General features: G+C 60.0%; 25 protein-coding genes and 1 tRNA gene. 12 read left to right on the top strand and 14 right to left on the bottom strand.

The annotated features are described in order from the left end of the window. Position 1: 1 nt before the first annotated feature. The 9 genes from RLCC275e_RS00505 to RLCC275e_RS00465 form a co-directional block, all read right to left on the bottom strand. Entirely contained in the window at positions 2-1,252 is a 1,251-nt protein-coding gene (locus tag RLCC275e_RS00505) for an NAD(P)/FAD-dependent oxidoreductase (protein ID WP_033179457.1), read from the bottom strand. Positions 1,253-1,435: 183 nt separating this feature from the next. Next, positions 1,436-2,713 carry an alpha/beta hydrolase gene (locus RLCC275e_RS00500; protein ID WP_033179456.1) on the bottom strand — a complete coding sequence of 426 codons (1,278 nt, stop codon included), beginning with the start codon at positions 2,711-2,713 and terminating at the stop codon, positions 1,436-1,438. 658 nt (positions 2,714-3,371) lie between these two features. Next, positions 3,372-4,268 (bottom strand): aldo/keto reductase, encoded by an 897-nt coding sequence (locus RLCC275e_RS00495; RefSeq protein WP_033179455.1) that lies wholly within the window; start codon positions 4,266-4,268, stop codon positions 3,372-3,374. A 307-nt stretch (positions 4,269-4,575) separates the two neighbouring features. Continuing rightward, positions 4,576-5,211 carry a TetR family transcriptional regulator gene (locus RLCC275e_RS00490; protein WP_033179454.1) on the bottom strand — a complete coding sequence of 212 codons (636 nt, stop codon included), beginning with the start codon at positions 5,209-5,211 and terminating at the stop codon, positions 4,576-4,578. Positions 5,212-5,230: 19 nt separating this feature from the next. Further along, entirely contained in the window at positions 5,231-5,902 is a 672-nt protein-coding gene (locus RLCC275e_RS00485; RefSeq protein ID WP_033179453.1) for a class I SAM-dependent methyltransferase, read from the bottom strand. 292 nt (positions 5,903-6,194) lie between these two features. Beyond that, positions 6,195-6,497 (bottom strand): hypothetical protein, encoded by a 303-nt coding sequence (locus RLCC275e_RS00480; protein ID WP_033179452.1) that lies wholly within the window; start codon positions 6,495-6,497, stop codon positions 6,195-6,197. Between the two features lie 154 nt (positions 6,498-6,651). Continuing rightward, positions 6,652-7,023, bottom strand: coding sequence for a hypothetical protein (locus RLCC275e_RS00475; RefSeq protein ID WP_033179451.1), 372 nt, complete (start codon positions 7,021-7,023; stop codon positions 6,652-6,654). 190 nt (positions 7,024-7,213) lie between these two features. Continuing rightward, the gene (locus RLCC275e_RS00470; protein ID WP_033179466.1) at positions 7,214-7,534 is read right to left on the bottom strand and encodes a hypothetical protein; all 321 of its coding nucleotides are present in this window, start codon (positions 7,532-7,534) and stop codon (positions 7,214-7,216) included. Between the two features lie 236 nt (positions 7,535-7,770). Continuing rightward, positions 7,771-8,370, bottom strand: coding sequence for a hypothetical protein (locus RLCC275e_RS00465; protein ID WP_033179465.1), 600 nt, complete (start codon positions 8,368-8,370; stop codon positions 7,771-7,773). Positions 8,371-8,584: 214 nt separating this feature from the next. On the opposite strand from RLCC275e_RS00465, the gene RLCC275e_RS00460 reads away from it, so the two are divergent. From RLCC275e_RS00460 to RLCC275e_RS00445, 4 genes are all read left to right on the top strand, one after another. Continuing rightward, complete coding sequence (locus RLCC275e_RS00460) at positions 8,585-9,076, top strand: hypothetical protein (protein ID WP_171816876.1); 492 nt, start codon at positions 8,585-8,587, stop codon at positions 9,074-9,076. Between the two features lie 210 nt (positions 9,077-9,286). Beyond that, positions 9,287-10,780: a hypothetical protein gene (locus tag RLCC275e_RS00455; protein WP_033179463.1), complete on the top strand. Its 1,494-nt coding sequence runs from the start codon at positions 9,287-9,289 to the stop codon at positions 10,778-10,780. Between the two features lie 254 nt (positions 10,781-11,034). Then, the gene (locus RLCC275e_RS00450; protein WP_033179450.1) at positions 11,035-11,556 is read left to right on the top strand and encodes a hypothetical protein; all 522 of its coding nucleotides are present in this window, start codon (positions 11,035-11,037) and stop codon (positions 11,554-11,556) included. Positions 11,557-11,731: 175 nt separating this feature from the next. Further along, positions 11,732-11,977, top strand: coding sequence for a DUF982 domain-containing protein (locus tag RLCC275e_RS00445; RefSeq protein WP_012755837.1), 246 nt, complete (start codon positions 11,732-11,734; stop codon positions 11,975-11,977). 91 nt (positions 11,978-12,068) lie between these two features. Here the strand turns inward: RLCC275e_RS00445 and RLCC275e_RS00440 are convergent, their stop codons facing one another. The 5 genes from RLCC275e_RS00440 to RLCC275e_RS00420 all read right to left on the bottom strand — a co-directional run bounded on the left by RLCC275e_RS00440 (position 12,069) and on the right by RLCC275e_RS00420 (position 18,605). Continuing rightward, positions 12,069-12,287 (bottom strand): hypothetical protein, encoded by a 219-nt coding sequence (locus tag RLCC275e_RS00440; protein WP_033179449.1) that lies wholly within the window; start codon positions 12,285-12,287, stop codon positions 12,069-12,071. A 28-nt stretch (positions 12,288-12,315) separates the two neighbouring features. Further along, the gene (locus tag RLCC275e_RS00435; protein WP_033179448.1) at positions 12,316-14,247 is read right to left on the bottom strand and encodes a membrane protein; all 1,932 of its coding nucleotides are present in this window, start codon (positions 14,245-14,247) and stop codon (positions 12,316-12,318) included. A 483-nt stretch (positions 14,248-14,730) separates the two neighbouring features. Further along, positions 14,731-14,807, bottom strand: a tRNA-Arg gene (locus tag RLCC275e_RS00430). Positions 14,808-14,929: 122 nt separating this feature from the next. Beyond that, entirely contained in the window at positions 14,930-16,450 is a 1,521-nt protein-coding gene (locus RLCC275e_RS00425; RefSeq protein WP_033179447.1) for a sensor histidine kinase, read from the bottom strand. Positions 16,451-16,607: 157 nt separating this feature from the next. Next, positions 16,608-18,605: a methyl-accepting chemotaxis protein gene (locus tag RLCC275e_RS00420; RefSeq protein WP_033179446.1), complete on the bottom strand. Its 1,998-nt coding sequence runs from the start codon at positions 18,603-18,605 to the stop codon at positions 16,608-16,610. A 418-nt stretch (positions 18,606-19,023) separates the two neighbouring features. Between RLCC275e_RS00420 and rpmH the strand changes: the two genes are divergently transcribed. The 8 genes from rpmH to RLCC275e_RS00380 all read left to right on the top strand — a co-directional run bounded on the left by rpmH (position 19,024) and on the right by RLCC275e_RS00380 (position 24,607). Continuing rightward, a complete protein-coding gene (gene rpmH / locus RLCC275e_RS00415; RefSeq protein ID WP_003545006.1) occupies positions 19,024-19,158 on the top strand; it encodes a 50S ribosomal protein L34 in 135 nt (44 codons plus the stop codon). A 20-nt stretch (positions 19,159-19,178) separates the two neighbouring features. Next, complete coding sequence (gene rnpA / locus RLCC275e_RS00410) at positions 19,179-19,580, top strand: ribonuclease P protein component (RefSeq protein ID WP_003545005.1); 402 nt, start codon at positions 19,179-19,181, stop codon at positions 19,578-19,580. After that, positions 19,580-21,373 carry a membrane protein insertase YidC gene (gene yidC / locus RLCC275e_RS00405; protein WP_130693730.1) on the top strand — a complete coding sequence of 598 codons (1,794 nt, stop codon included), beginning with the start codon at positions 19,580-19,582 and terminating at the stop codon, positions 21,371-21,373. Before rnpA ends, yidC begins: the two co-directional genes overlap by 1 nt. Before the next feature lie 152 nt (positions 21,374-21,525). Further along, positions 21,526-22,179 carry a ribosome biogenesis GTP-binding protein YihA/YsxC gene (gene yihA / locus RLCC275e_RS00400; RefSeq protein WP_033179444.1) on the top strand — a complete coding sequence of 218 codons (654 nt, stop codon included), beginning with the start codon at positions 21,526-21,528 and terminating at the stop codon, positions 22,177-22,179. Between the two features lie 267 nt (positions 22,180-22,446). Further along, complete coding sequence (locus RLCC275e_RS00395; protein WP_003556113.1) at positions 22,447-22,656, top strand: cold-shock protein; 210 nt, start codon at positions 22,447-22,449, stop codon at positions 22,654-22,656. A 133-nt stretch (positions 22,657-22,789) separates the two neighbouring features. Next, entirely contained in the window at positions 22,790-23,014 is a 225-nt protein-coding gene (locus RLCC275e_RS00390) for a hypothetical protein (RefSeq protein WP_003556111.1), read from the top strand. A 120-nt stretch (positions 23,015-23,134) separates the two neighbouring features. Beyond that, a complete protein-coding gene (locus RLCC275e_RS00385; RefSeq protein ID WP_003556110.1) occupies positions 23,135-23,410 on the top strand; it encodes a hypothetical protein in 276 nt (91 codons plus the stop codon). 120 nt (positions 23,411-23,530) lie between these two features. Then, positions 23,531-24,607 (top strand): sensor histidine kinase, encoded by a 1,077-nt coding sequence (locus RLCC275e_RS00380; protein ID WP_033179443.1) that lies wholly within the window; start codon positions 23,531-23,533, stop codon positions 24,605-24,607. Positions 24,608-24,649: the final 42 nt, after the last annotated feature.

Below are 24,649 nucleotides of genomic sequence, written 5' to 3'. Positions count from 1 at the left end.
CCTAATAGCGGTCTATGCGGAACGGGGTCACATCGAGGGATGGCTTGAGGCCGGTCACCATATCGGCGATCACCAGCGCTGTCGTTGCCGAAAAGGTCAGGCCGAGATGGCCGTGGCCGGTCGCATAAAAAACGCCGGGCATTTTCGACGACGGCGAAATGATCGGGATCGTATCGGGCAGCGCCGGACGATGACCCATCCATTCGGTCGTCTCCTCGACCTTCAGGCCGGGCAACGCGCGCTGGGCATGGCGCACCAGCACCCGCGGACGGCGGAAATCCGGCGCCGCGTCAAGACCGGCGAGCTCGACATTGCCGCCGACACGGATGCCGCCCGCCGTCGGCGTCACCATGAAGGCGCGATGCGGCCAGATCACCGAATAGCGCATCGCGATGCCCGGCTTCATAATCTGCGTGTGATAACCGCGCTCGGTTTCGAGCGGGATCGGCTCACCGAGCTTTTCGGCAAGGAACCGGGTGTGGACGCCGGCGGCAAGCACAACCGAACCCGCCTCGATCCGCCTGCCATCCTCGAGGAGGACGACGGCGGCGCCATCGCCCCTGCGCTCGATATTCCGCACGGTGCCTGAGACAAAGGCCGTGCCCGCAGCCTTTGCGGCGTCGGCGAGTTTCACCACCAGTTGATAGGGGTCGCGGACCGATTTGTTGTCGGGGAGCAGCACGGCCTTGGCGATCGACGATGACAAAGTGGGTTCGTAATATTGGATGGCGCCGTTGCTCAAAACCTCGAATTCGAGGCCATAGCGCTGCATCATGGCGAGATGGCCGCGATCGGCGGCGAATTCCGCCTCCGTCTCGTAGATCGCGAGACATCCTTCCTCCGTCATCAATTCGGGTGCGCCGATCGCCTGGAGCATCTGCCTGAAATCGCCGAGCGCGCGGTTGGACAGGCTCATGCCGGCATCCTCGATCTCTCGCAGACGCGACGGCCGGCCGGCGGCGAGGAAGCGCAGGAACCAGGGCAGCATCCTGGCCGCATAAGACGGCCGCAGCCAGACCGGGCCTTCCGGATCGAGCAGCCAGCCGGGGATCTTTTTCCAGGCCGAAGGGCCGGAACCGGCGGCAAAATCGAGCGCGATGCTTGCCATATTTCCGAAAGAGGTGCCACGGCCCGGCTCGCCCTTGTCGATCAGCGTCACCTCAAAGCCGCGCCGCTGCAGCTCGAAAGCGATCGAGGCGCCGATCACGCCCGCGCCGACGACCGCCACACTCTTCTTCATCTCATCCGCCATGCCATCAACCCATCGCACGGCAGACAGAATTGCCGTCGTGAATCTGATATATCACATCAAGATGCGATGCCTAGAGAATTTCCGCTTTTTCCGAATCACGGAAATTCTCTATCTTTTTGTTTTTTCGCAATTCCGAAACGCAAAACCGCTGTGCACTTTTGCTGGAATTGCTCTGTGGAATTTCTACTGGCTTTCCGGCAGGCCGGCGCCGACGCTGTCGCCGACCGAACCGACGGTATTGTTCATCGACTGGCCGAGACGCTTCAGCTGGGCATCGTAGTTGCGCCGCGTGCGCGGATCGAAGATCGCGATCGGCGTGCTGACGGCGACGCTGACAGCACTTCCGGCCGTCTGGGCAGCGCCCATCGCCACCGCGCCGACGGCCTCTCCGAGCCCGACATTGGAATCGGTGATCGTCTGGCCGGCAATCAGCCGGTCGCCGATCAGCTTCACCACCTCAGGGCTTTCAGCGAACTTGCCGTGGTTCAGCCGGTCGCCGCCCTTGAGCTTGGTGAGATCGAGCACGGTGATGCCGGCCGCCTCGAGCTTGCTGCGATAGGGTTCGACGGAGGGATCGATCTGGCCGAGCCGGTCGACATTACCGGAGATGCGCCGCGACAGCGCCAGAGCCCGGTCGTCCTGCGAGACGAAGATGGTGAAGTGCGGCCTTTCCTTGCCGAGGCTGGCGAACTGGCGGCCGAAGACGTCGACGTCGAGATCCGGTGAAGCGAGGATGACATTGTTGATCTTCGAGGCGACATGACCGTTGCGGATCGCCATCTGCCTGAGCGCTTCGACGGTCAGCCACGTGCCCATCGAATGGGCCATGATGGTGACATCGCTGACAGCAGGATTGGCGGCGGTGCGGGTCAACAATTCCTCCAGCGCGTCGCGGGAATAGTTGGTGCTTTCCTTGTCGTAATTATAATCGAAGATGCTGCCGCGCGACGGCCAGGTGAAGACGACGGGCGCGACGTCGGCATGCGAATCATGCACGATCTGCGCGAAGCGGTAGACGGCATCCTCGTAACGATTGTTGAAGCCGTGGACGAAGACCAGCACCCGACGGCTCTTCGGCATGTGGGACTTCAGCCAGGTCTCGCCGGCCCGCTCACCTTCCAGGGGATCGACGGAAACGGTGACGAAATCGCGCAACGGATCGGCCGGCAGGCGGCTTGGCCATTGCACCTGGCCGACCTTGCGATTGGCTTCCGGCGGAATGGAGACGTCGACGGCATTGACGGCGAGCCCGGTGCCGCGCTCACCGGAGAAAAGCACGGCGGGATTATCGTCGGCAGCACGTGTCGTCGCGACGAGAAGATCGACCTTCGAGGTGCCGGGGGTCACAGTGCCGGCCGCCTGCATGACACCAACCGGCCTGCCGCCGCAGCCGGCGAGCGCCATCGTTGCAATCAGAAGACCTGTCAGAGCCGCGGGCAAGCCGCCTCTTTTGCCGATCATGACCAAACTCCAATCGGTTCACGCACCGGACAGGCGGCGCCCGTTCAAATAGTCCGACGAGGCTTGCCGAGTCAAACCGCGGGCGGTGGAAGCCTATGTTTTGCGCAATCCCTCGTGAAAACCGCAGGACCGGCGTTGCCCGGATCGGCAATTGATCGATTTCGAGGGGAAGAGACTTGGGGAAAAGAAAAAAGCCCGACGCGGGAGGAGGTGCGCCGGGCTCTTGATCCTGACTGACAACTGGGAGGAGGAGTGTTGTCAGTCCGATGTAAGAGCGCTGGGAGGAGGAGTGCGCTGCTTACGAAGATAGTAATAGCCAATTCTTTTGATTCGGAATAGCGAAAATACCGCAATGCAGCAATGCGCTGGACGCAAGGCTTGCCCTCAAAACAACAGGTCACCGCCTCATTTTGCAGCATGTTTGACCAGATGGTCAAAATTATGCCGAAAATTTGCGCCCGGGGATCGCCGATAGGCCTGCCCCTCATCCGGCTGCCGCCACCTTCTCCCCGCTTGCGGGGAGAAGGGGATATGCCGCGACCTTTCCGTTCCCCATTGGCCTCTTGCATGGCACGTCCCCTCTCCCCGTTTTTACGGGGAGAGGGTTAGGGTGAGAGGCAGCTTACTAGCACAAACCGGAAAGCCGTGGGTTTGCCCGTCAAGCCGCCTTGAAGAGCTTGCTGCCTTCGGCGTCGAGGGCGGAGAATTCCTCGTCTGACAGCGTGATATCAACCGCCGCGACGTTTTCCTCGAGATGCTTGACCTTGGAAGTGCCGGGGATCGGCAGCATGACCGGGCTGCGCTTCAGCACCCAGGCGAGCGCGATCTGGCTTGGCGCGGCATTGTGCTTTTTGGCGATCGTATCGAGCAGTGAGCCGGGCTTGGCGAGGTCGCCGGCGGCGAGCGGATACCACGGGATGAAGCCGATATTGTGCTTGGCGCAGTAATCGAGCACGTCTTCGCTGGTGCGATCGACGAGATTGTAGCGGTTCTGGACGGTCGCGACCTTGAAGTGCTTCGAGGCGGCCTCGATGTCGGCAACGGACACCTCGCTCAGACCCGCATGGCGGATGAGGCCGCTATCGAGCAGCGATTTGATCGCATCGAACTGTTCCTTGGCCGGCACCTTCTGATCGATCCTGTGCAGCTGCCAGAGATCGATCTGTTCGACGCCGAGATTGCGCAGGCTCTTATGCGCCTGCTGGATCAGGTATTCCGGACGTCCCACCGGCAGCCAGATATCGGGACCATGGCGGGTCAGGCCGCCCTTGGTGGCGATGACCGACTTGCTGCCATAGGGATGCAGCGCTTCCTTGATCAGCCATTCGGAGACATCGGGGCCGTAGGAATCGGCCGTATCGATGAAGTTGACGCCGAGTTCCGGCAGACGCTTCAGCGTGCGGATGGATTCGGCATGATCGGAAGGCTCGCCCCAGATGCCCTTGCCGGTGACGCGCATGGCGCCGAAACCGAGACGGTTGATCTCGATATCGCCGCCAATCTTGAAGGTGCCTGACTTGGCTGCGTTGTATTGGGCTGCGTTGTAACTGGACATGGTCTTTCCTCTCTTATCAATCAATCATTGAAATCGGTGGAGCGGTCGGAGGCGATTGAACAGCGGCGGCACAGGTGCCGAGGCTTTCAAAGATACCTTCGAGCGCGAATGTCTGCCCTGATCGAAAGCGATGCCCGCCATGGTGATGATCCGCCCATCGTGGGGATCAGCAGAATGCGGCCGCTGCGACGCTTGCACATATAGGACGGCCCAGTTCCGATGAAAGGGCCGTGATGACGGGGATGAGCGGAAACATCGACATCGAACCGACGCTTGGGGAGAGCGCGCGATCCTCAGGCGGTCTGGGTCAAAGCCTGGTCTTTGCCTCGTCGCCGAATTCGGCCAGCATCTTCCAGAGGTCGGCGAAAATCTCCCGGGCGAAATCCTCAAGCGAGGCGCCCGGCGAGCGCTGCTGCCAGAGTTCAGCCCCGACGCGCAGCGCACCGATGACGATTGTCGCAAGGAGGCGCATGCGGGGCCGCTCGAGCGGGTCATTTCCCTTGCGCAGAAGCAGCGCCTCGGCGAGCTTCTGTTCGAGCCGGGCGTATTTCAGCTGATCGCGGGCTTTCAGCGCCGGCGTGCGATGGATGAGTTCGCCAAGCGCCAGGCCAGGCTCGTCGACGGAGGCAATGACGGTTGCAGTGATTGCCGCCTCGACCGCCGCGACCGAGGATTCTGCCGACGGCCTTGCTGCGACCGCCGCCATCAGGCGATCGGCGAAGGCATCCTGCCAGGCGAAAACCACCTCTTCCTTGGAGGGGAAATAATCGAAGAAACTGCGCTTGGAGACGTCGGCCGCCTCGGTGATGTCCTCGATCGTCGTGGCCTCAAAGCCGCGCTGCAGAAAAAGGGTCATCGCCGCCTGCTCGATGCGCTCGCGCGTCTGCCGCCGCTTGCGTTCCCGCCTGCCTTCGGTGGTCTCCGTCCGCTTGTTCTCAGCCATTCCGGCCCGGCATCATCGTTCAGCCGCCGGTTTCGTTGGAAAAGGCGGCGACGTCGTCGATTTCAGTCTCACTCTGGCGATAGCCGATGCGATCGCGCGACAGTTCCAGCGGCTTGCTGCGCGAAATCCGGTAGACGGAGGCCGGCGGCAGGTTGCGCACCGTGCCGCCGATGCGCACCGCCTTCAGGCCGAGACGGTCGAGGATCGGCCGCGGCACCGGGCAGCGCGGACCATAGGTAAACTGATAAACGGCCCCGCCCGGCCGCATATAGGCAAAGGCGCCAGCCATGATCGAGGCGATCTTGCGCGGCGACATGGACAAAAGCGGCAGGCCGCTGACGACTGCGCCGACCGGTTCGCCCTCGAAAATATCGGCATGGGCGAGATGGGCCGCATCCATCTGCAACACGCGCGCCGTCGGGAACCGCGCCTGCAGCGAATTGATGAACTCGGGACCATACTCGATCAGCGTCAGATCCGCCTCGCTCACCCCGCGCGCCAGAAGCGCCCGTGTGAAGACGCCGGTTCCTGGGCCGAGTTCGATGATCGGACCGTCGAGTGCGGCAATTTCACTGGTCATGATCCTGGCAAGCGAATCCCCCGACGGCGCGATGGCCGCGACCCGAAGCGGGTTGCTGATCCAGGAGCGGAAAAAATGCAGGAAATCGGAGCATGCGGCCTTTGCAGTCATGATTATCCCACCTGTCTGAAATTCGATTGATTACGAAATGCGACCATCGCGGCGAGCATGGCAATTCCAAGGCAAGGGCGTCAATCGCTCTTGGCTGCGGCTTTTCGCAACACCACTGTCACCAGTTTGCTTGATTCTGTACTTATTGCATTTTTGCATTCAGCGCAACATTTTCCAGGGGGCGACAATCGACCCAGCGCAACCAGTCACCCCGCATGCGAAAGGGCGACCCTGAGGCCGCCCCTTCAGCCCATTGCGGCCGCTCACGATCGCGAAAACGCCGAGCGTCTCGTCAGTAGTTGCAGCTGGAGCTGCTGGTCGGGTTGAAGCCGAGCTTGCAATCCATGTTGAGCGGCTTCTTCGGGTTCGTCATATAATGTGTCGAGCCCATGGTTTCCGAGGCGCGCTCGCCGATCGAACCGGTCGTGCGCCTGTCGTGCTCAACCTTGGTTTCTTGTTGGGCAACCGGACGCGTGGCTGCACCCTGCTCTGTCGCGCTCGACTGGAGGGGAGCTGCCGCGGCCGAGAAGGCCGAGAGGCCGAGGATTGCGCCGAAGGCAGCGGCCATCAGGCCGTGCTTGAAAGTCGTGGTCATAATCGTCTCCTTGGGAGGATTCGGGGAATTTACGCCCCGGAGTTAGGAAGGCGATCTGTCACATACTACGGTGCCAAAGCAGAGGTCACGGACATGTGAGCGGCGACCCGATCGAGAAAAAGGCGGCTCATCGCCGCCTTTTTCATTTGCCGGCTCAATAGCCGTTATCACAGGGCATGCTGCCGGGACCGATCGATCCGGAAAACGTAGGGTTGCACATTTCCGGAGCTGCCGACCTGTTGACCGGCTGGCGGACGATAGAGCCCGTGGTGCCGGCCTCGACGCCGAAGGCGCCAAGCGGATACCAGTAGCCATCGGAGCGGCGGCGGGTGCCAGGGCGCTCGGTGCGGAAGCCCTGATAGCCATGCCAGGACCCGGCATGTGGTTTATATTGCACCATTTTCACGTCCGAGACAGCAGGCGGCCGAACCGTCTCGAGGGGTGCGGCTCGCGCGGGGACGATCGACGCGAGGGCGAGAAGGGCGCCGAGTGCGGCGGTGGAAGGGGTGAGACTAAGCATCTTCATGATAAACCCTCCTTACTGGATTTATCTCGAGAGAATGCCTTTCCCAGGTGCGGAGTTCCGCCGTTGCCTGCAACTTCCAAAACTCGTGATTGCAGGCGATCCGGCGTGACTAAATCGCCGAAAAACGTGAAAAGTCGCGATCAGGAAGAGGGCTCAGACGGCGCTGGCGGGAAACGTGAATTCTCCGTTCTCAATTCGCGTATAATGTCCGGTAGCCCTGGCCGGAGAGGCAGGCGACATATTGGCGATGGGCGGCGGCGCGCGCAATCGTTTCGGCCTCCAGCTCATCAGCCTGAGCATATCCGGTCAATTGGGCGCGCAGCTGGTACTGCTTCCTCGCCTCGTCATACATGGCGTTGCCGTCGGTCATGCACAGGCCGTGCGCAACAGCAGGCGGATTGACCGGCACGCCGACCGCCAGGAGCACGGGATCATTGGCATGGTCGATGCAGCCGCCAAGGGCCGTCATCATCGCCAGGACAGCCAGAGCCCGAAAAATTCCCACCGTCATGCATTCCTCCGGCTGAAGCGCCTTAAAGATCATCAAACCTGCGGATACATCAGGAAGGTTGCGCGAAACTAGGCTGACGGATTGCCTGCGAATTCCGACCGGGGGTCGGGAGACGGAGTTCCTGATCGTGGCCAAATGCCTTCGCAGGGATATCCCACCAAGATCTATATAGCACTTCGGAATCTCGAAATTGGTTGCGGCATTGAATTCATTGCCTGTTTCTCCATCTGCACCGCTCACGAAGCGCGGCGGATTTCGGAATCCCGAAGCGGGGGGATTTCGGGATTCCGAAGTGGGATTTTTTTCTTCCTGCCGATGCGCCCGCGTTTGTCGGCGGCAATCTTGCGGTCGGTCTCGGACCATTTCCGGCACCTTTCCGCCGTGCATCGCTTCCACTCGTCGGTGGGTGGCGCACCTTCATGGTCGCCGACAAAAGTCAGCGTGAACCGGTTGGGATGCGCGACACCGCTGCCCGCCCGGCCGCGGCGAACTTTTATCAGCCCCTTATATTCGAGCTCATCGAGCGCATCGGCCACATATTCGCCGGTGACGCCGTAGGACACGAACTGAGGATGGGTCACGACAAGCTTGCCGTTCTCAAGGGCTGCGTGCGAGGTGTGCTCGATGACAATGCGGAAGAAAGCGCGGCAGGCATTGGCGCTCAATGTCGTGAAGGCCGGAGATTCCAGCAGCTGAATGGTGAACCACTGCCAGCGAAGGCTGCCGTCATCGCGCCCGCTTTCTTCCGATCTGGGCGGAGCGGTATGCTTGCGCACCATCGCCCGCGTCTTGCCGGCACTGGTTCGGCTCTTGTCACGAGGGTTGAATTCCGCCATCAGCCCATCGCCCCCGTCGCTGGCCGATCCTTCGGCAATCTGCCTGTGCTGCGAGACCGGCAATTCTGTTCATAAAGCGAGCGACGGCCCCGGCTCGTCCGGGCGACCACCTCGCCGATAGGGAAAAATTTGCTCGACATCCGGCATTCCATGGTTGCAATTCCGGGCAATCGAGCGCAAGAACGATCCATGAACTAGGAAAATATTCTTAGTTTTGATCTTATATTCTCCGGTTGCGTCTGCTAGGATCAGGGCACTGAATCTCAAGGATAGGAGCGCGATGCGAATGATCGGCATGGGGGAAAAGAGCGTGGTGGTTTGCGGCAAGCGATTGCTGGCCTTATTTTCGATCTTACTGGCAAGCGCCGTCCAGGCCTTTCCCTGCGATCAGCCGGTCGTGATCTCGAATTGGTCGTTCTGTGCGACCGGCAATGTGAGCGCTGAGGGCGGCGCCGCTGATTGGAAAATCGTTCCCGCATGGACTCACCAGGACGCCATAAGCGCGTATTTCGGAAACGATCCGCGGCTCTTGGCAAACCACGGGCTTTGCAACGCCAAATTCCGTCGCGTCGTCCTCTGCCAGCCGGGATGGCAAACGGGCAACCCGGATGAGTGCTCATATCTGGTTTGCAGCGGCTTTTACTCATCCTTGTTCGGGAAGGAAGAAAGGGAAGCCTATGAGAGAGACCACCCGACCGCTCAATAGTTTTTCGCTTCGCTGTCTTGGGGCAGACTAGAGCGGCCGATGAGACGTGCTTAACCTTGATCTCTCGATCTCGATCTTGAAAACCTGAAACAGTTTCGCGCAGAACGATTATCGCAGCGTCGGCACTACCCGTCCTCCTCATCGGCAAATATGCTCGCTGTCGGCAGTCGGAAGGCGCCGCAACCTTCGATGTTCAGGAGCCTTGCCAGCATGACATCATTGTACTGGAAGAGATTGGTCTGGTTTTGCCTGTGCCTCACACTCTCCCATCCGGCATGGTCCGCCGGCGGCATCGAGATCCCGGGCTACGCGCCGGCGACGGGAGTCGAGCGCAGCTACCGCGTTCAAAAAGCGACCGAGACCGATATGTCGTTCTGGTTCAACAAGCCAGGCGCCTCGGCCATAACGGTGCGCGGCGCGTTTCGCCAGCGTATGACGGTCCTATCGCGGAATGAAGACGGCATGCGGGTCCGCTGGTCCCTCAGCGCCGATTTGCCGGAAGGCATGGCAAGCCTTGCCGACAGCTATCAGATGAACCTGCTCTATCGGAATTCCCTCACGGCCTATGGCACCGCTGCGCTCGAACTCGAAACCGACCTGAACGGCAACCCGCGCGATCTCTCCGGTGTCGATCAGATCGTGGCGCGCATGCGGGCGATGGCGGCCGATGGACCGGGTGGCGTTCCCGCGGCTGGCGCCTCTGCGGCGCGGCAAAGCGGGGTCTACGACATCATCGCCAAGCTGGAGGCAAACCCTCTTCAGATCGTTGCGGCCTTGGTGCCGGAGGCGCAACTGCTTGCCACAGGGCAATCCTATCAGGCGGAGGCGATGGAGATTGGCCAGGCCTCGGCGACCTCCCGGGACGAGGATTATGGCGGCGTCAGTGTCCCGGTGACTTCGACCTGGACCCTGGAATCCATCGACGCGACCGCAGGCACGGCAACCCTTTCCCTGTCGGAGGAAACCGACGCCGCAGCGTTAAGCCAGTCGCAGCAGCCGGCGATCGAAAATTTGATGAACAGCTTTGCCGAGCGGGCAAAGAGCCTCACGGCCGATCAGCTGGCTTCCGTCAAACGCGCCAGCAAGAGCCGAAGCGTCGAGCTCGTGGTGTCCCTGAACGATGGTTCGACGCTCGAAGCGTCGGAGATCGTGACCGCTACGACAGGAGGGACGACGTTGCGCACCTACACCCACATCCAACGCGAGGATATGCCGGCCAGCTTGCCGCTCCCCGCCGTGCTGACGGCAAAAGAGTTGCAGACGCCCGATTTGCATATCGAGCCGCTGCCATCGGCCAAGGCCAAGCCGGGCATCCTGGATGAGCTTTCGACACCGCCTGCGCCACCAACGGCATCGCAGGATACGACCGTTGCTGCAGACAATGACGGACCGAAGGCGATCGCGCCTGTCTCGCTTGAGGTGAAGAGTGCGGAGGTAACCCTCTCCCCCGTGTCCTACGACCATGGCCTGAACATCGTGCTCACCCCGGAAAGCGCTGCCACATTTCGCGATTTCACGCAGGCGATATTGGGACGGCAAACGCAGATGCTGATCAACGACAAGGTCGTCATGGAACCCTGGATGAGGGAGCCGATCATGGATGGTCGCATCGTTCTGGCGGGAACGGATAGGAAAGATTTGGAAGCGCTGGCGGAACAGTTGAGGGTCCCCGGGGCCAAGATTCTCGTCCGGTTACGCCCATGAGGGCGCCAGCTGCCGCGTGCAGGCGAGCTGCCCTTCATCTCAGCCGCTGGTCGGTCGCCGACGGCAAAATAAAAGGGTGAACGGCGCGGGGCTTCAATCCTTCACTTCAGACGTATCAGAGGTTCATCAGCACGGTCAGGCGGAAAGAGAAGAGTGGAGCCGAGAGATTAAACTTTGGGTAGCATAATTACTTCGAATCCCCTAGGCATTCGCAACAAGCGAATCCGCGACAGCTACTCTCTCGGGAATATTCCATGCGCAACGCTCAATTCATTCGCCACGCTGCCTTCTCCGCATGCGTCGCTTTTGTGGCACTTCAGGCCGGGCAGGTTCTGGCCGATTCGGCCAACGACAAGTTCTTTGACGCAGCCCTTTGCAAGCCACCCTATACGATGACCTCGGCAATGAAGATCTATGATGTCGTGGAAGCTTTGGCCAAGCCGGACACATCATCCTTGGGCGCGGCGATCTACACTATTCCCCACCAGATCGGTCGGGAAGGCTTTAAATCGAACGAGATTTTCTTTGCTAGCAACGCTGTTGGTGTCTTGATCGAGGGCGAACGCGCCGACGATCTGGCCGCAAAATACGGTTTGAAGCGGGAGACCTCGGACCTGCTCGGCACATCCACGAAGGGCTATTCGCTTGAACTTCCTGCAGATCTGCAGCCGGAACCGGGAATGGCCGGGCCTGGAAAGGTCTCTATCGTTGCCCGCCAAGGCGACGCCTTGCCCGGCAAGACATTGCTGGCGTGTGAATTCGTTCAGGGGTTCTAAGAGGCGTCGCATCAGTGCGCAAAACGGCGGCCCGAAACCCTTTTCGAAAGGCACATCCCTGCAGTTCACTGATCGAGAAAAGCATCTGGTTCATACCGCACTCGCCACGCCGGATGAATCGCCCTATGTGTGCAGGCTGCAGCGGCGGAGAGCACGCAGCGGAGGTTCTGAGATCATGCAAACCATTTGGAAGAAGCCGGTAACACTCGCCCTTGAAGGCCCGGATCAGTGGGTGGTGATCCAGACGACCCAGGCCGCAACATGGGCGCTGGTTGAGGACTGGCCGACCGAAGAAGGCCCCGCCTTGGATAGGGCCTGTGCGGTTTGCGCGGATGTGATGTCGGGCAAACGGAACCGGGAAGAGGCGCGACAGGCGTTCATCGACGCTGCGATCGAAGCCGGAATACCCATCAAAGAATGAGGCCACGACCCGTGCGGCGTCCTATTTGGCGCCGGACGGCGAGCGTCATTCGGCCCGCCATCCAGCGTGATGATGCAGAGACTATACGCGTTCAGCCATCATAATGTCCCGACAATGCCGCATCCGCAGACTTGACAGCCACGGCCAGATTGACGCCTTTCGTCACGATTGCCCCGGTCGAGCGAAGGTCGGTGACCGCTTTCAGCCCGCCCGACTTGGGAGACGGAAGAGGCACGACGGTGCCGGCGTCCAGATCGGCGACCCACAGAGCATCATCGCCTTCCACACTAATAACAACAACTCTAGCCATGCTTTTTCCCTCTTCTAATGATTGGTGTTTAAAATCCAGCTTTCTTCAGGCCTTCTCGGTAAAGATCCTTGTGCCATTGCTCCTTACTCGGAACCGCAGACAGCCATTTGTCCACATCGAAGTCCGGGTTGACTTCGCGAAACCTCCTGACGAAGATCCGCGCCTTGTCCTGATGGCCCAACATGGCCCAGCTTGCCGCTGATAGCCTGTCGGCCAGACTGGCATCGGCCATTTGCCCAATGTAATCCAGCGAAGCCTCGAATTCGCCAAGGGCATAATTTGCGCCGGCAGCGGTCCAGAAATAGGTGTCGGGACTGAGCGGGTTCAGCTCAATTGCCCGCTCGATCTTTCGCAAGGCGATTGCAGGGAGCGAACAATGAACCAAAGTGTCCGCGTAGTCGGCAATAACATCCGCATAATGCGGGGCAAGGCTCTCCGCCACTTCCATTGCCTCGGCACTTTCGTCAAATGCACCCTGCAACAATTTCGCCACGCCAAACTCGCGGTATCCATCGGCAAAATCCGCACGCGTTTCGGTGGCCTGCTTTGCCAAGGTCTCTGCCGTTTTCAACAGATCGATATCACCCCGCGCGGTCAACAACCATTCCTTGGAGTAAGTCCGCGCCATCGAACTCAGCGCCGGTGCGAAATCGGGGCTGAGGCTGAGTGCGGCTTTCATCTCCTTGCGCGCGCGCCGTAGGTTCGGAAGCGTCAGCCGCGCCAGATGCCGCCTGCCGACGAGATATCGATGGTAGGCCGCGGGGTTCAGATCCTCGCGCAACGCCTCATGGCGCTCGATTTCGCTGGATATGGAAAGAGCAATCCGTCGAGAGACAGTCCTTCTGTCTTTGACAAGGTCCCGATGATCGAGGCTGAATCTCTCTGCCCAGACAATTTGATTCTGGTCAAAAAAGATCAATTGGGCGAACAGGGTGACGTCATCGCCCGCATTGCTGATCCGAGTGTCGAGAATGTAGTTGACGTGATGTCGTTCGAAGAAGGCCTTCTGGGTCTCCATGTGGTGGCCGATTTGCACCGCCGAATATGGGGCTATGACCTGCAGGCTGTTGAATGCGCAAAATCCAATCGTGATATCCTCCACCAAAGACGCAGCTAAAAATCCGGCTTGGGGATGAATGGATTGATTTCTGGGTGGAAGCAGCACCAGGCGAGGAATTGCAATGCTGACGTCCTCGGGCTCAAGGGAAACAGCCGTTGCGTGTTTTTCCCTCGACGGCACCAACGCCGGGCGAACGGGTTTTGTGTCAGCGCCGTCGGATGCGCCGCGTACCGCGATCCCTCGCGAAATCGAAATACGCCGCTGTTCGAAATGGTTACGAAGAGATTCAACTTCTTCCTCCGCCTTGAATATCTCTATCAGCAGCTGCAGCGTATCCGGATCCTTCGGTTCCGTCCGAAACAGGATGATTGCGGCCTTTCGCAGAAGTTCGGATTCCGTTCTCGACTGCGCTCGTCGAGATATCGTTTTCAATGTATTTGCGAGAAGGTCGATATGACATTTTTCGCGCTCGGCAAGCCACTGCTGAAACTCGCGGCTGTGGCAGTGAACCGGCCCCAGAAAGGGCTGGTTCAGCAGCTTCACAAGATGCTTAAGCAGGGGGAACGACGCGACCGCTTCGTCGGTCTCGGATAGTAGAAGGTCGGAAGACAGAGACCCGCGGTCAAGAGAGACCATATTCCCCTGGGATGAGAGAATGTTTATTCCGAGTTCGGCCTGACGGGCCTTTATTCTCGAAATGAGCTTACGCAAAGTCGAAAGCGCAACGTCCCTATCGGCATCGCCCCACAGGAAACGAGCCAAGGTCGTTCGATCCGCCGAACCTTCACCGGTCGTCAACAAATAGACGAGAAGCAGCAAACCTTTCTCGGGAAAGGCAACGAGGCTCCCCTCCCCGTCAACGAGTTGCAACCTGCCAAAGGTGTTCAGAACAAAAGCCATTTTGCCTTTACGTCACCACGTACCCGGGCATCCACAGGAAAAATGAAATGCACGCACTGCAATAATAAAGTCGCGAATTCGTTACGCGGCGGGCACTTTGTCCCAATGTCCTACGAAATTCAATATGCGCGTGAGACCCAAAAGTTGCGTTATGCTTGAGATCCTCGCCATTGCGAATAGATTTTTCGCAAACCAGCTAATTTCCGGTTATCTTTAGAAGAATTCTATATGTAAGATCGTTTTCTCAACCACCTTCGATAGCGGATGTTTGCGCATTTTCCGCGGGGCTGAAGATATCCTCAGGCAAAATTACTGCAAAACCGAGAACCAAAATCAATCAATTGAACAGCCCTACTTGCGCTGTTGTTAATGAAACTTCCAGCTGATCGCCCGAACGAAGACAAGCGTCGGCAAAGCGCCTGGAACGGCGAATTTCTTCCCGCGGTTCAGCAGGTCGTCGCAGATTTTCGATGAAAAGAGAAATGGCGCACCCGAAGAGATTCGAACTCCTGACCCCCAGATTCGTAGTCTGGTGCTCTATCCAGCTGAGCTACGGGTGCGTGCAAAATGCGGCGGTGCCGCTTGCGTGGCGATCCTCTAAAACGTCCTTCGGGACAATGCAAGAGCATTTCTGAAAAAATCGCTTCTTTGTCTGCCCGCAGCCGCACCTTGCGCAACCCCGTCACTTTTCGATGTGCGCCCGGCTGCGGTAATCCTCCAGTGAAACCGGGCGATCGGGGATCTCGATGCGGAACTGCGTGCCGACCGTCGGTTTTTCCACCAGCGCGATCGTGCCGCCATGGGCAAGCACCAGTTCGCGGGCGATGGTGAGGCCGAGGCCGGTGCCGCCGGAGCGGGCCGAGCCACGGAAGGCGGCAAAGAGGTTCTGGCGCGCCTTCAGCGGCATGCCGGGGCCGGTATCATCCACGGTGATGCTGACGACGCTGCCGACACGCTGGGCGGAGACGGTGATGCGCCTGACGGAGCCCGGGCCGCCCTCGCCTGGCGAGGTCAGCGCCTGCAGCGCGTTGCGGCAGAGATTGTGGATGACGCGGAAAAGCTGTTCGCCATCGGCATCGACCTCAAGCTCGGCGCCGATCTGCTCTGCGAATTCGATGCCGCTTTGCGGATCGATCGCCAGCATGTCCTTGACGTCCTGGGTCAGTTCCAACAGGCGGATATGGCGGCGGCGTGGTGCGGATTCGCTCGCCTTGCCGTAAGACAGCACCTCGGTGGTGTAACCGACGGCGCGGTCGATGGTGCGCAAGAGCTTCGGGGCGAAGCTCTTCACCATCGGGTCATCGACATCGACCAACCGGTCCGACATCAGCTGCGCAGACGCCAGAATATTGCGCATGTCGTGATTGATCTTGGAGACGGCGAGGCCGAGTGCTGCCAGGTTCTTCTGCTGCTTCAGCGTCTTTTGCAGCTCCATCTGCATCGAGGTGAGGTTGCGGCCGGCGACCGCCAGTTCGTCGCGGCCGCCGTCGCCGATATAGATATGGGCCGGGTTGTCGGGATCGGAGGAGAATTGCTGCATGCTGCCGGTCAGCCGGCGGATCGGGCCGATGAGGATGCGGTTGATCGCAAAGAAGATCAGCGTCGCCGTAAAAAACGAGATCAACACCGACAGCAACAGGACATTGCGGGAATAGACGAACATCGCCCTGCGCAGCGGCCTGTCCTTCATCACCACCTCGACGCCGGTATTGGTGTCGCCGACGGGACCATAGACGCGGATCATCCTGCCGCCGCCGAAGACCAGCGTGTCGAGCGCATCGCGGATTGCCGTCACCGGCGGCACATCGGTGAGATCGTAGGCCTCATCGACGGAGGTCGGCATATCGGTCGTCGCCAGCAGCCGCGAGGTGCCGTCCTTGCGCAGCACGATCGCCTTGGTGCCGGTCGCCTCCAGCGTCTCTTTCTGCAGCGCGCGCGGCAGTTCGACCGGCTGTAGCCCATCGATGACGATGGCGGCGGCAGCGGCCGTATTCAGCCTGTCCTGCAGCCAGCGCACGCGCATGCTGGCGACCGAGGGGAAGAAGATCAGGATTTCGGCGAGCATGATAAAGACGACGGTGAGCCAGAGCAGCTTGCCGGAAAGGCCGCCGAACAGGCCGGCAGACGCGCACGGCGCCCTTGCGGCCTCGCCGGCCGCCGGGTTTTCCGCCGAAGGATTATCGCCCTGATCTTGGTTCGGCATTCTGGTCTCGCCCGATCGGCAGCACTTCAGCCGCCCTTACCGTTGAGCTCTATATTAGACCAAGATGCTCCGCTTTCAAATCTTTGCGAGCAGCGTCATGTCGCCACAAGAAAACGCCGCCCGGAGGCGGCGTTCGAAGGCGCGTGATCAGTAAAGCTTAAAACTCTTCCCAGCTCTGTTCGGCTGCGGCCGCATTGCCGCCGAAGGCGCGGGCGACCTTGGCGATTGCGCGGCGGGCGGGCGAGGCGACCGGCCGATGCGGCTCGTTGCGGACGAGCGCCGCGGGTGCCGGCGCATCATCCGACAGTTTGAAGCGGGCAATGAGGCGCACCAGGCCACCGGCTTCGGCCGAAAGCCTGTGCGTGGCGGCAGAGGTCTCTTCCACCATCGCAGCGTTCTGCTGCGTCACCTGGTCCATCTGGTTGACGGCGGTATTGACTTCCTTGAGGCCGGTCGACTGTTCGGTCGCAGCCGTCGCGATCGAATGGATATGGTCGTTGATGGCGATGACGCGGGTGCCGATTTCAGCCAGCGCCTCTCCGGTCGCCTGGACCAGCTTGACGCCAACCTGCACCTCGTTGCCCGATTTGGTGATCAGCGCCTTGATGTCCTTGGCAGCCGTTGCCGAACGCTGGGCCAATTCCCGCACTTCCTGCGCCACCACCGCGAAGCCCTTTCCGGCATCGCCGGCGCGTGCCGCCTCGACGCCGGCATTCAGCGCCAGCAAGTTGGTCTGGAAGGCGATCTCATCGATGACGTTGATGATCTGGCTGATTTCGCGCGAGGCCTGCTCGATCCGGCCCATGGCCTCGACGGCATTGCGCACGACGACGCCGGAGCGGCCGGCATTCTCCTTGGCTTCGGACACCATGATGGTGGCTTCATGCGCCCGCTCGGTGGAATTCTGGACGACGGCGGTGATCTCGTCGAGTGCCGCTGAGGTCTCTTCGAGGGCGGCTGCCTGCTGCTCGGTGCGCTTCGACAGGTCGTCGCTGGCATTGCGCAGCTCGGCGGTGTTGCCGTTCATCGCTTCCGTCGTCTCGCGCACTTCGCGCATCGTCGCCTGCAGGGTGACGAAGGTATTGTTGACGTTCTGCTGCAGCTCGGCGAAGGCGCCCTGGAAGCTGCCGCTCATCTTCTGGGTGAGGTCGCCTTCGGCAAGGCTTGCGACGACGCGGCGGGTCTCGCCGATGCCTGCATCGACGCTCGACAGCAGCGTGTTGATGTTGCCGGCAAACTGGTTGAGGTTATCGTCCTCGTAGTCCTTGCTGATGCGATGGCCGAAATCGCCGGCCGCGGCCGCTGCCACGACGACGGACATGCTCGACTGCAAGTCGTCGCTCTTGGCGCGCATCGCCGCCTCCTGGGCGTTCAAGCGCTTGATGGCCAGGCCGTTCGCCTTGAACACCGCAACCGCTGCGGCCATCTCGCCGATTTCGTCCTGACGGCCAGCAAAGGGGACCTCGGCGTCGAAATTGCCGTCGGCGACTTCCTTGATCGCATGGGTGACACGCTTGATCGGTCGGCTGAGATGGCTGGTGCCGATATAGAAGCCCATGCCGACGCCGACCGCGATGCCGATGCCGGTGATGCTGAGCACGAGCATCAGCACCCAGGAGCGGAAGCTCTCGATCTCGGCGTTGACGGTTTCCAGCGCTGCCTTGTCGGTGGCGACGACAGCGTCGATTTCCGCCTGGAATGCCTTGCGGTTGGCGCGGTTGGCGTCATTGTTGCCCTGTTGGCCGGCGGCTTCGGGGCCGACTTCCGTGCCGAGGCGGACCGTTTCCGTGCGGAAGGTGCGGAATTCCGCGGCGCGGGCGACAAGCTTGGCAAAATCGGCCTTCTGGCTCTCGGGAACGAGCGGCGCCCAGCCCGAGATGACCTTGTCGATCTCGTCGAGATCGGCCATCAGGCCCTTGGCGAAGTTCGGCGTATCCTTGATCGTTTTGGCGGCATAGATGCCGCGCGCCTCCATGACCACCGCCGTGACGAAACGGTTGAGCCGCTCGCCGGCATAGGCGCGGGCTGCGGCATGCTCATAAGCCGTCAGGTTGCGACTGTATTCGTGCATGGCGGACAATGCCGTTGCGCCGATCAGAAGTGCGACCGCGCCCATCACGCAAACCAGCAGATTAATTTTGCCCCGGATCTTCAATGCAATGCCTCCTAGCTACGCCACTGCCTGGAAAGCAAATTCCCAGTCGATGCGATGAATATCGGCGAAATTTATTAAAGTTAGATTTCTAATATTTACGATTGTGGCTTCTGAAATGATCCATGCCGAATGCGGTCGGGACCCGTAAGCGCCTGAAAACCGGGGCTATCGATCTGCCGCGATGAAAACTACAACCACTCGGGGCAGGCCTTATTTCTTAACACCAGAGTGCGAAAATACTTTCGGGCCGGCTGCGCAGAGTGAAATTATCAGGCATAATTGACTTTTACAGGCTTCATCCTTATAAGCCCGCGCACGTTCGGTCACTCAAGCCTTTCATGGCTCGCCCGTTCGAAAAACAACGCTCCTTGCATTATGCAAATTCAAGAAGGGCCGCACTCCGCGGTGTTTAAAATAAATGAAGCGTACCTACCAACCATCCAAGCTTGTTCGCAAGCGTCGCCACGGTTTCCGTGCGCGCATGTCCACGAAGGGTGGCCGCAAGGTCATCGCAGCCCGCCGCGCGCAGGGCCGCAATCGTCTGTCGGCGTAAGCCGGGCTGCCCGGTAAGAGATGGCGGGCGAATTGACGATCAGTGAGAAGAAACACACTGTCGGGCGGCTGAAGAGCCGCCCGCAGTTTCTTGCCGCGCGCGAGGGCGAAAAACGCCGGGGCGGCCTTTTCCTTCTCGAAGTCCTCGACCGGAAGGAACCCGACAGCCAGGCACGCGTCGGTTTTACAGTCACCAAAAAACATGGCAACGCGGTCGAACGGAACCGCATGCGCCGCCGCCTGAAAGAGGCGGTGCGGCTTCATGCGGGGTTTGCAATGCAGCCCGGACACGACTATGTGGTTGTCGCGCGCAGGGACGTGCTTGACGCGTCCTTCCAGGAATTGGCCGCGGAACTGAAATCCCGCGTGGAAACCAGGCCGAAACACCGGCGCTCCGGAGACGGACGCCCCAGGAACGTATGATGGAAAACAACCGCAATTACTTCATTGCGATCGCTCTCTCGGTGCTGATCGTCCTCGGCTGGCAATTTCTCTATATGAATCCGCGCATCGAGGCCCAGCGCAAGGCGCAGGAAGCCCAGAAGGCGCAGCAGCAGACCGAGCAGGTGCAGCAGCCGGCAGCAGGCGGTCAGACGCCGGCCCAGCCGAGCGGTGCGGCACCTACCAGCCAGGCGGCCGCAACAGCGACGCTCGAGCAGGCGCTGGCAAAGAGCCCGCGCGTCGTCATCGACACTGCTGCCCTCTCCGGCTCGATCAACCTTACCGGCGCCCGCCTCGACGACCTGAAGCTCAAGGGCTACCACGAGACCGTCGACGACTCGAGCCCGATCATCACGCTGTTCAGCCCGGCCGAAACCAAGGACGGTTACTTCACCGAGCTCGGCTATATCGGCAGTGACGCGACGGGCAGCGTTCCCGGTCCCTCGACGCTCTGGACGGCTCCGGAAGGCGCCAAGCTCACCGAAAAGACGCCGGTGACGCTTTCCTACACCAATGACAAGGGCCTGACGTTCACCCGTACGATTTCCGTCGACGAACGCTACATGTTCACCGTCGCCGACAAGATCGAGAATGCCGGCCAGGCGCCCGCCGCGCTCAATTCTTACGGCCGCGTGACACGCTACAACAAGCCGACGACGCCCTCCGTCTACGTGCTGCATGAAGGCTTCATCGGCGTCATCGGCGATGACGGACTCGTCGAAACCAAATATGCCGCCGCCGAAAAGGAAGCCGTCAAGCCGGCCAAATCCACCGGTGGCTGGCTCGGCATTACCGACAAATACTGGGCCGCGACGATCGTTCCACCGCAGAGCGCTCCCTATGAGGCAAGCTTCTCGCATTTTGCCGATGGTCAGCCGCGCTATCAGGCCGACTACAAGGAAGATGCCTTCACCGTTGCGCCGGGCCAATCGATCGAACTAAAGAACCTCGTCTTCGCCGGCGCCAAGGAAGTGCCCGTCATCGACGGTTATGAGGCCAGCTACTCGATCCCGAAATTCGACCGGCTGATCGACTGGGGCTGGTTCTATTTCATCACCAAGCCGATGTTCAAGCTGATGGACTTCTTCTTCCGCTACTTCGGCAATTTCGGCGTCGCGATCCTGTGCACCACGATCGTCGTCAAGGCTCTGTTCTTCCCGCTCGCCAGCAAGCAGTACGCTTCGATGGCGAACATGAAGCGCATGCAGCCGAAGATGGAGGAGCTGAAGGCGAAATTCGCCGACGACCGCATGGGGCTGCAGCAGGCGACGATGCAGCTCTACAAGGAAGAGAAGATCAATCCGATCGCCGGCTGCTGGCCAGTGGCGCTGCAGATCCCGATCTTCTTCTCGCTCTACAAGGTGATCTACATCACCATCGAAATGCGGCACGCGCCGTTCTTCGGTTGGATCAAGGATCTTTCGGCGCCCGATCCGACGACGATCGTCAATCTGTTCGGCCTGCTGCCCTTCGAGGCGCCGACCATTCTGCATCTCGGCGTCTGGCCGCTGATCATGGGCATCACGATGTTCTTGCAGATGCGCATGAACCCGACGCCGCCCGATCCGACGCAGGCGATGATCTTCACCTGGATGCCGCTGGTATTCATGTTCATGCTGGCAAGCTTCCCGGCCGGCTTGGTCATCTACTGGGCCTGGAACAACACGCTCTCGGTGGCGCAGCAGTCGGTGATCATGAAGCGCCACGGCGTCAAAGTTGAACTCTTCGACAATCTGAAGGGTCTGTTTCGACGAAAAACGGCGCCGTCGAAATGATGCTTGCCAAGCCCCGCTCCGGCGGGGCTTTTCTTTTCCGGCAGCGGAAGAAGGAGGCAAAGCAATAGGCTGCAGCGGCCTCGAAGCTTGACATCCGCCCGCAAAACCACGAAGCCCGGTAAAAGACCCAACCCAAAGATTGCAGAGCCCGCATGCCCGAAACCGAAAAGCCGCTCTTCGGCCACCCATGGATCTTCATCCGCGGCGTACCGTCCCTGAACTTCCTGCCGCCGGAAGGGCCGTTGGAAGTGGCCTTTGCCGGTCGCTCGAATGTCGGCAAATCCTCGCTGATCAATGCGCTGGTCGGCCAGAAGGGCCTGGCGCGCACCTCGAATACGCCGGGACGCACGCAGGAACTCAATTATTTCGTGCCGGACGGTTATTCCGGCGAAGGCCAAGACCTGCCGCCGACGGCGATCGTCGACATGCCGGGCTATGGTTATGCGCAGGCGCCGAAGGAGCAGGTCGACAAGTGGACCAAGCTCGTCTTCGATTACCTGCGCGGCCGCGCGACGCTGAAGCGCGTCTATGTGCTGATCGACAGCCGCCACGGCATCAAGAAGAACGACGATGACGTGCTTGATCTGCTCGACAAGGCCGCCGTCTCCTACCAGATCGTGCTGACCAAGACCGACAAGATCAAGGCGGCTGGTTTGCCGAAACTGCTTGCCGAAACGGCAGAAAAGATCCGCAAGCGCCCGGCCGCCTATCCCGGCGTTCTGTCCACCTCGTCCGAAAAAGGCGATGGGCTGGACGAGCTGCGCCAGGCGATCGCCGAAACCGTCGGCATCGCCCGGTGGAAGTAGAGGACGTATGTGCCCCGGACGCGGAGCCCCGTTTGGTGTAAAGGTCTCCGCGACATCTAATGGTTGAACATAACGCCCGCGGAAAACTAACGGTTGACGACGCAAGCTTGTTGAGCTAGATAGCGAGCATCGAATTTTGCTTGCTGGCTTGGTTATCGCGCGATTGGCACCGCGCCCTGAACGAACTTCCTTTCAAAAATCGCTATCACCATCCGCATCGCCTTGGCGTTGCGGTTCTTCAATGTTGCTATGAAAGGGTTCATCATCATGACCACTGGCACAGTTAAATGGTTCAATTCCACCAAAGGCTTCGGGTTCATTCAGCCTGACAATGGCGACGCTGACGCCTTCGTTCACATCTCCGCCGTCGAGCGTGCCGGAATGCGCGACCTCGTCGAAGGCCAGAAGATCGGCTTCGACCTCGAGCGTGACAACAAGTCGGGCAAGATGTCCGCTTGCAATCTCCAGAACGCTTAAATCGGTATCTGCTTCCCTTTGACCACGGATGTACTGGCACTGCCGGAAGCACGTTATCAATCCAAGGCCAGGCGATTTGCCTGGCCTTTTTTGTTTTCGCTCGCGCGTCGAGCCCAACCGTATCGGAGCCAACATGACAGAGACATACAGCAAATCTCGACAGCGGGCGGAGATTGCCTTCGGCAACGTCCAGACCCAGTTCTTCGCGAAGAACCAGGCGGCCGAAGAGCTCGAATCGGACGCCCAATCGCAACAGGCAAAGACGTTGCGGCTTCGTGAGGCCCGACTTGCGCGGGAACAGAGTGACCGGGTGTCGGCAACCTCTGCCCTCATTGCAAAACGCGCCAGGGCCCGCTGAGATCACAACCCGATCGCCAAGGCTCGAGATTTAAAACGCGTCTGAAATGACGGCATGCAGATCGCGCGCTGCAGCACGACCCAAAGCGTGCTGATATTCACTCACATCAAGGAAGCATCAATGGCAGAGACTCCGCAGGAACTTCAGTCGATCAATACGGCCTGGCAGATCGCCATTCAGGAAATTCTGCGCATGGTGATCAGAGACATGTATCACGGTGGCGGCGAGGCTTCGTTCAAGACGCATATCAAGCGTATCGAAGAAGCGGCCGTCGACAGCATTTACACAGATTTACGGCTGCGCGGGACTGATGAATGGACGGAAGTGCTGGTCAAGGAAAGGGCGAGCAATTTCGTCACGACCCTGCTGACGTCATTTACCTATGACCGGGCTTAGATCACCCTGTGGCCGGAAATCGATGGACGTGCCGCCGATCAATGCTTGCGTCCCCGCGGTTTTTAAAGCAACCCTAGTTCTCCTGCTGTGCGGGAAAAGCCGCGTCCAAGAGTAATATTGATGACCGATAGCAAAGACCAGCCGATTTCGCCGGAAGGCGTCGGCAACTTGCCCCATCTTGCCGAAGCCCTTGATGATGACCGGTTTCGACACTTTCTCGATCATGTGCCATTCGCGGTGGCTGTCTCCGAACTCGGTGGCAACGAGCCGCTGATTTACGTCAACCTCGAATTCGAACGGCTGACGGCGCTTGAGGCAACCGAGGTCCAGGGAAAACCCTGGCCGGACATTGAATTGAACTCTACCGCCGTCTCCGGAGAGGTGCCGCTCACGGCCGCTGTGACCTCTGCTGAGGAGTATATTGGTGCCTTCTCGCTGGTGGCCGAACCCGATACCACCGTCATTATCGATGTCTGGTCGAATACGATCGTCGATGATGATGACACGCCACTCTTCCGATTGGTGGCCTTTGCTGCCCGCAATGAGGCGACGGCCGCTGAGAGCTTCAGCGAACTGCTGACGGAGAAAGATGTCCTTCTGCGCGAACTTCAGCACCGCGTGAAGAACAATCTTCAGATGATCACGGCGCTCATCCGAATGGAGGCGCGCAATGCTCAACAGAATGAGGAAAGCGAAAGGTTTGCACGGCTTGCGGGGCGGATTGAGGCCTTGGCCCTGCTCTATCGCTCGCTGTCAGACGAAGAGAGAGGCGCCACAGTCGATCTTGGCACCTATGTCAGCCAGATTGCCGCCTCGGTGATGGCGGCCCATGCCGTGGAAGGGATCCGGCTGGACATGAAGGTCGATACCTGGCCGGTTTCGGTCGATGTCGCCATGCCGGCCGGTCTCGTCATCAACGAACTCCTCACCAATACGCTGAAGCATGCCTTCGTGGGGCGTGATGGCGGCGAGATCACACTCCGTTGTGTCGTCAGCGATACCGGGTGCAGGATCACCGTTGCTGATAACGGGGTCGGTCTTCCCCCGGATGTGAGCTGGCCGCAGCCGGGAAAGCTGAGCGCGATGATCGTACAGTCGCTGAAACAGAATGCCCGCGCCGAGGTTGAAGTCATCTCATCCCCTGACACCGGCATGAGTGTCTCCCTCGTCTTCCCAAGAGCTGAAGCGGCCCGATAGAGCGCCGCGCGTCTTTTCAGACGCGGTAGCCACCTCATCAGT

The organism is Rhizobium brockwellii (assembly GCF_000769405.2).
In the GTDB taxonomy this organism is placed as follows: Bacteria; Pseudomonadota; Alphaproteobacteria; order Rhizobiales; family Rhizobiaceae; genus Rhizobium; species Rhizobium brockwellii.
Note: the sequence above shows the minus strand (reverse complement) of the source record. Positions and strands in the feature narration are given on the sequence as shown.

Excerpts from the sequence above, each read along its gene's own strand:
- RLCC275e_RS00505 (WP_033179457.1), bottom strand. The coding sequence starts at position 1,252 with ATGGCGGATGAGATGAAGAAGAGTGTGGCGGTCGTCGGCGCGGGCGTG.
- RLCC275e_RS00500 (WP_033179456.1), bottom strand. The coding sequence starts at position 2,713 with ATGATCGGCAAAAGAGGCGGCTTGCCCGCGGCTCTGACAGGTCTTCTG.
- RLCC275e_RS00495 (WP_033179455.1), bottom strand. The coding sequence starts at position 4,268 with ATGTCCAGTTACAACGCAGCCCAATACAACGCAGCCAAGTCAGGCACC.
- RLCC275e_RS00490 (WP_033179454.1), bottom strand. The coding sequence starts at position 5,211 with ATGGCTGAGAACAAGCGGACGGAGACCACCGAAGGCAGGCGGGAACGC.
- RLCC275e_RS00485 (WP_033179453.1), bottom strand. The coding sequence starts at position 5,902 with ATGACTGCAAAGGCCGCATGCTCCGATTTCCTGCATTTTTTCCGCTCC.
- RLCC275e_RS00480 (WP_033179452.1), bottom strand. The coding sequence starts at position 6,497 with ATGACCACGACTTTCAAGCACGGCCTGATGGCCGCTGCCTTCGGCGCA.
- RLCC275e_RS00475 (WP_033179451.1), bottom strand. The coding sequence starts at position 7,023 with ATGAAGATGCTTAGTCTCACCCCTTCCACCGCCGCACTCGGCGCCCTT.
- RLCC275e_RS00470 (WP_033179466.1), bottom strand. The coding sequence starts at position 7,534 with ATGACGGTGGGAATTTTTCGGGCTCTGGCTGTCCTGGCGATGATGACG.
- RLCC275e_RS00465 (WP_033179465.1), bottom strand. The coding sequence starts at position 8,370 with ATGGCGGAATTCAACCCTCGTGACAAGAGCCGAACCAGTGCCGGCAAG.
- RLCC275e_RS00455 (WP_033179463.1), top strand. The coding sequence starts at position 9,287 with ATGACATCATTGTACTGGAAGAGATTGGTCTGGTTTTGCCTGTGCCTC.
- RLCC275e_RS00450 (WP_033179450.1), top strand. The coding sequence starts at position 11,035 with ATGCGCAACGCTCAATTCATTCGCCACGCTGCCTTCTCCGCATGCGTC.
- RLCC275e_RS00445 (WP_012755837.1), top strand. The coding sequence starts at position 11,732 with ATGCAAACCATTTGGAAGAAGCCGGTAACACTCGCCCTTGAAGGCCCG.
- RLCC275e_RS00440 (WP_033179449.1), bottom strand. The coding sequence starts at position 12,287 with ATGGCTAGAGTTGTTGTTATTAGTGTGGAAGGCGATGATGCTCTGTGG.
- RLCC275e_RS00435 (WP_033179448.1), bottom strand. The coding sequence starts at position 14,247 with ATGGCTTTTGTTCTGAACACCTTTGGCAGGTTGCAACTCGTTGACGGG.
- RLCC275e_RS00425 (WP_033179447.1), bottom strand. The coding sequence starts at position 16,450 with ATGCCGAACCAAGATCAGGGCGATAATCCTTCGGCGGAAAACCCGGCG.
- rpmH (WP_003545006.1), top strand. The coding sequence starts at position 19,024 with ATGAAGCGTACCTACCAACCATCCAAGCTTGTTCGCAAGCGTCGCCAC.
- rnpA (WP_003545005.1), top strand. The coding sequence starts at position 19,179 with ATGGCGGGCGAATTGACGATCAGTGAGAAGAAACACACTGTCGGGCGG.
- yidC (WP_130693730.1), top strand. The coding sequence starts at position 19,580 with ATGGAAAACAACCGCAATTACTTCATTGCGATCGCTCTCTCGGTGCTG.
- yihA (WP_033179444.1), top strand. The coding sequence starts at position 21,526 with ATGCCCGAAACCGAAAAGCCGCTCTTCGGCCACCCATGGATCTTCATC.
- RLCC275e_RS00395 (WP_003556113.1), top strand. The coding sequence starts at position 22,447 with ATGACCACTGGCACAGTTAAATGGTTCAATTCCACCAAAGGCTTCGGG.
- RLCC275e_RS00390 (WP_003556111.1), top strand. The coding sequence starts at position 22,790 with ATGACAGAGACATACAGCAAATCTCGACAGCGGGCGGAGATTGCCTTC.
- RLCC275e_RS00385 (WP_003556110.1), top strand. The coding sequence starts at position 23,135 with ATGGCAGAGACTCCGCAGGAACTTCAGTCGATCAATACGGCCTGGCAG.
- RLCC275e_RS00380 (WP_033179443.1), top strand. The coding sequence starts at position 23,531 with ATGACCGATAGCAAAGACCAGCCGATTTCGCCGGAAGGCGTCGGCAAC.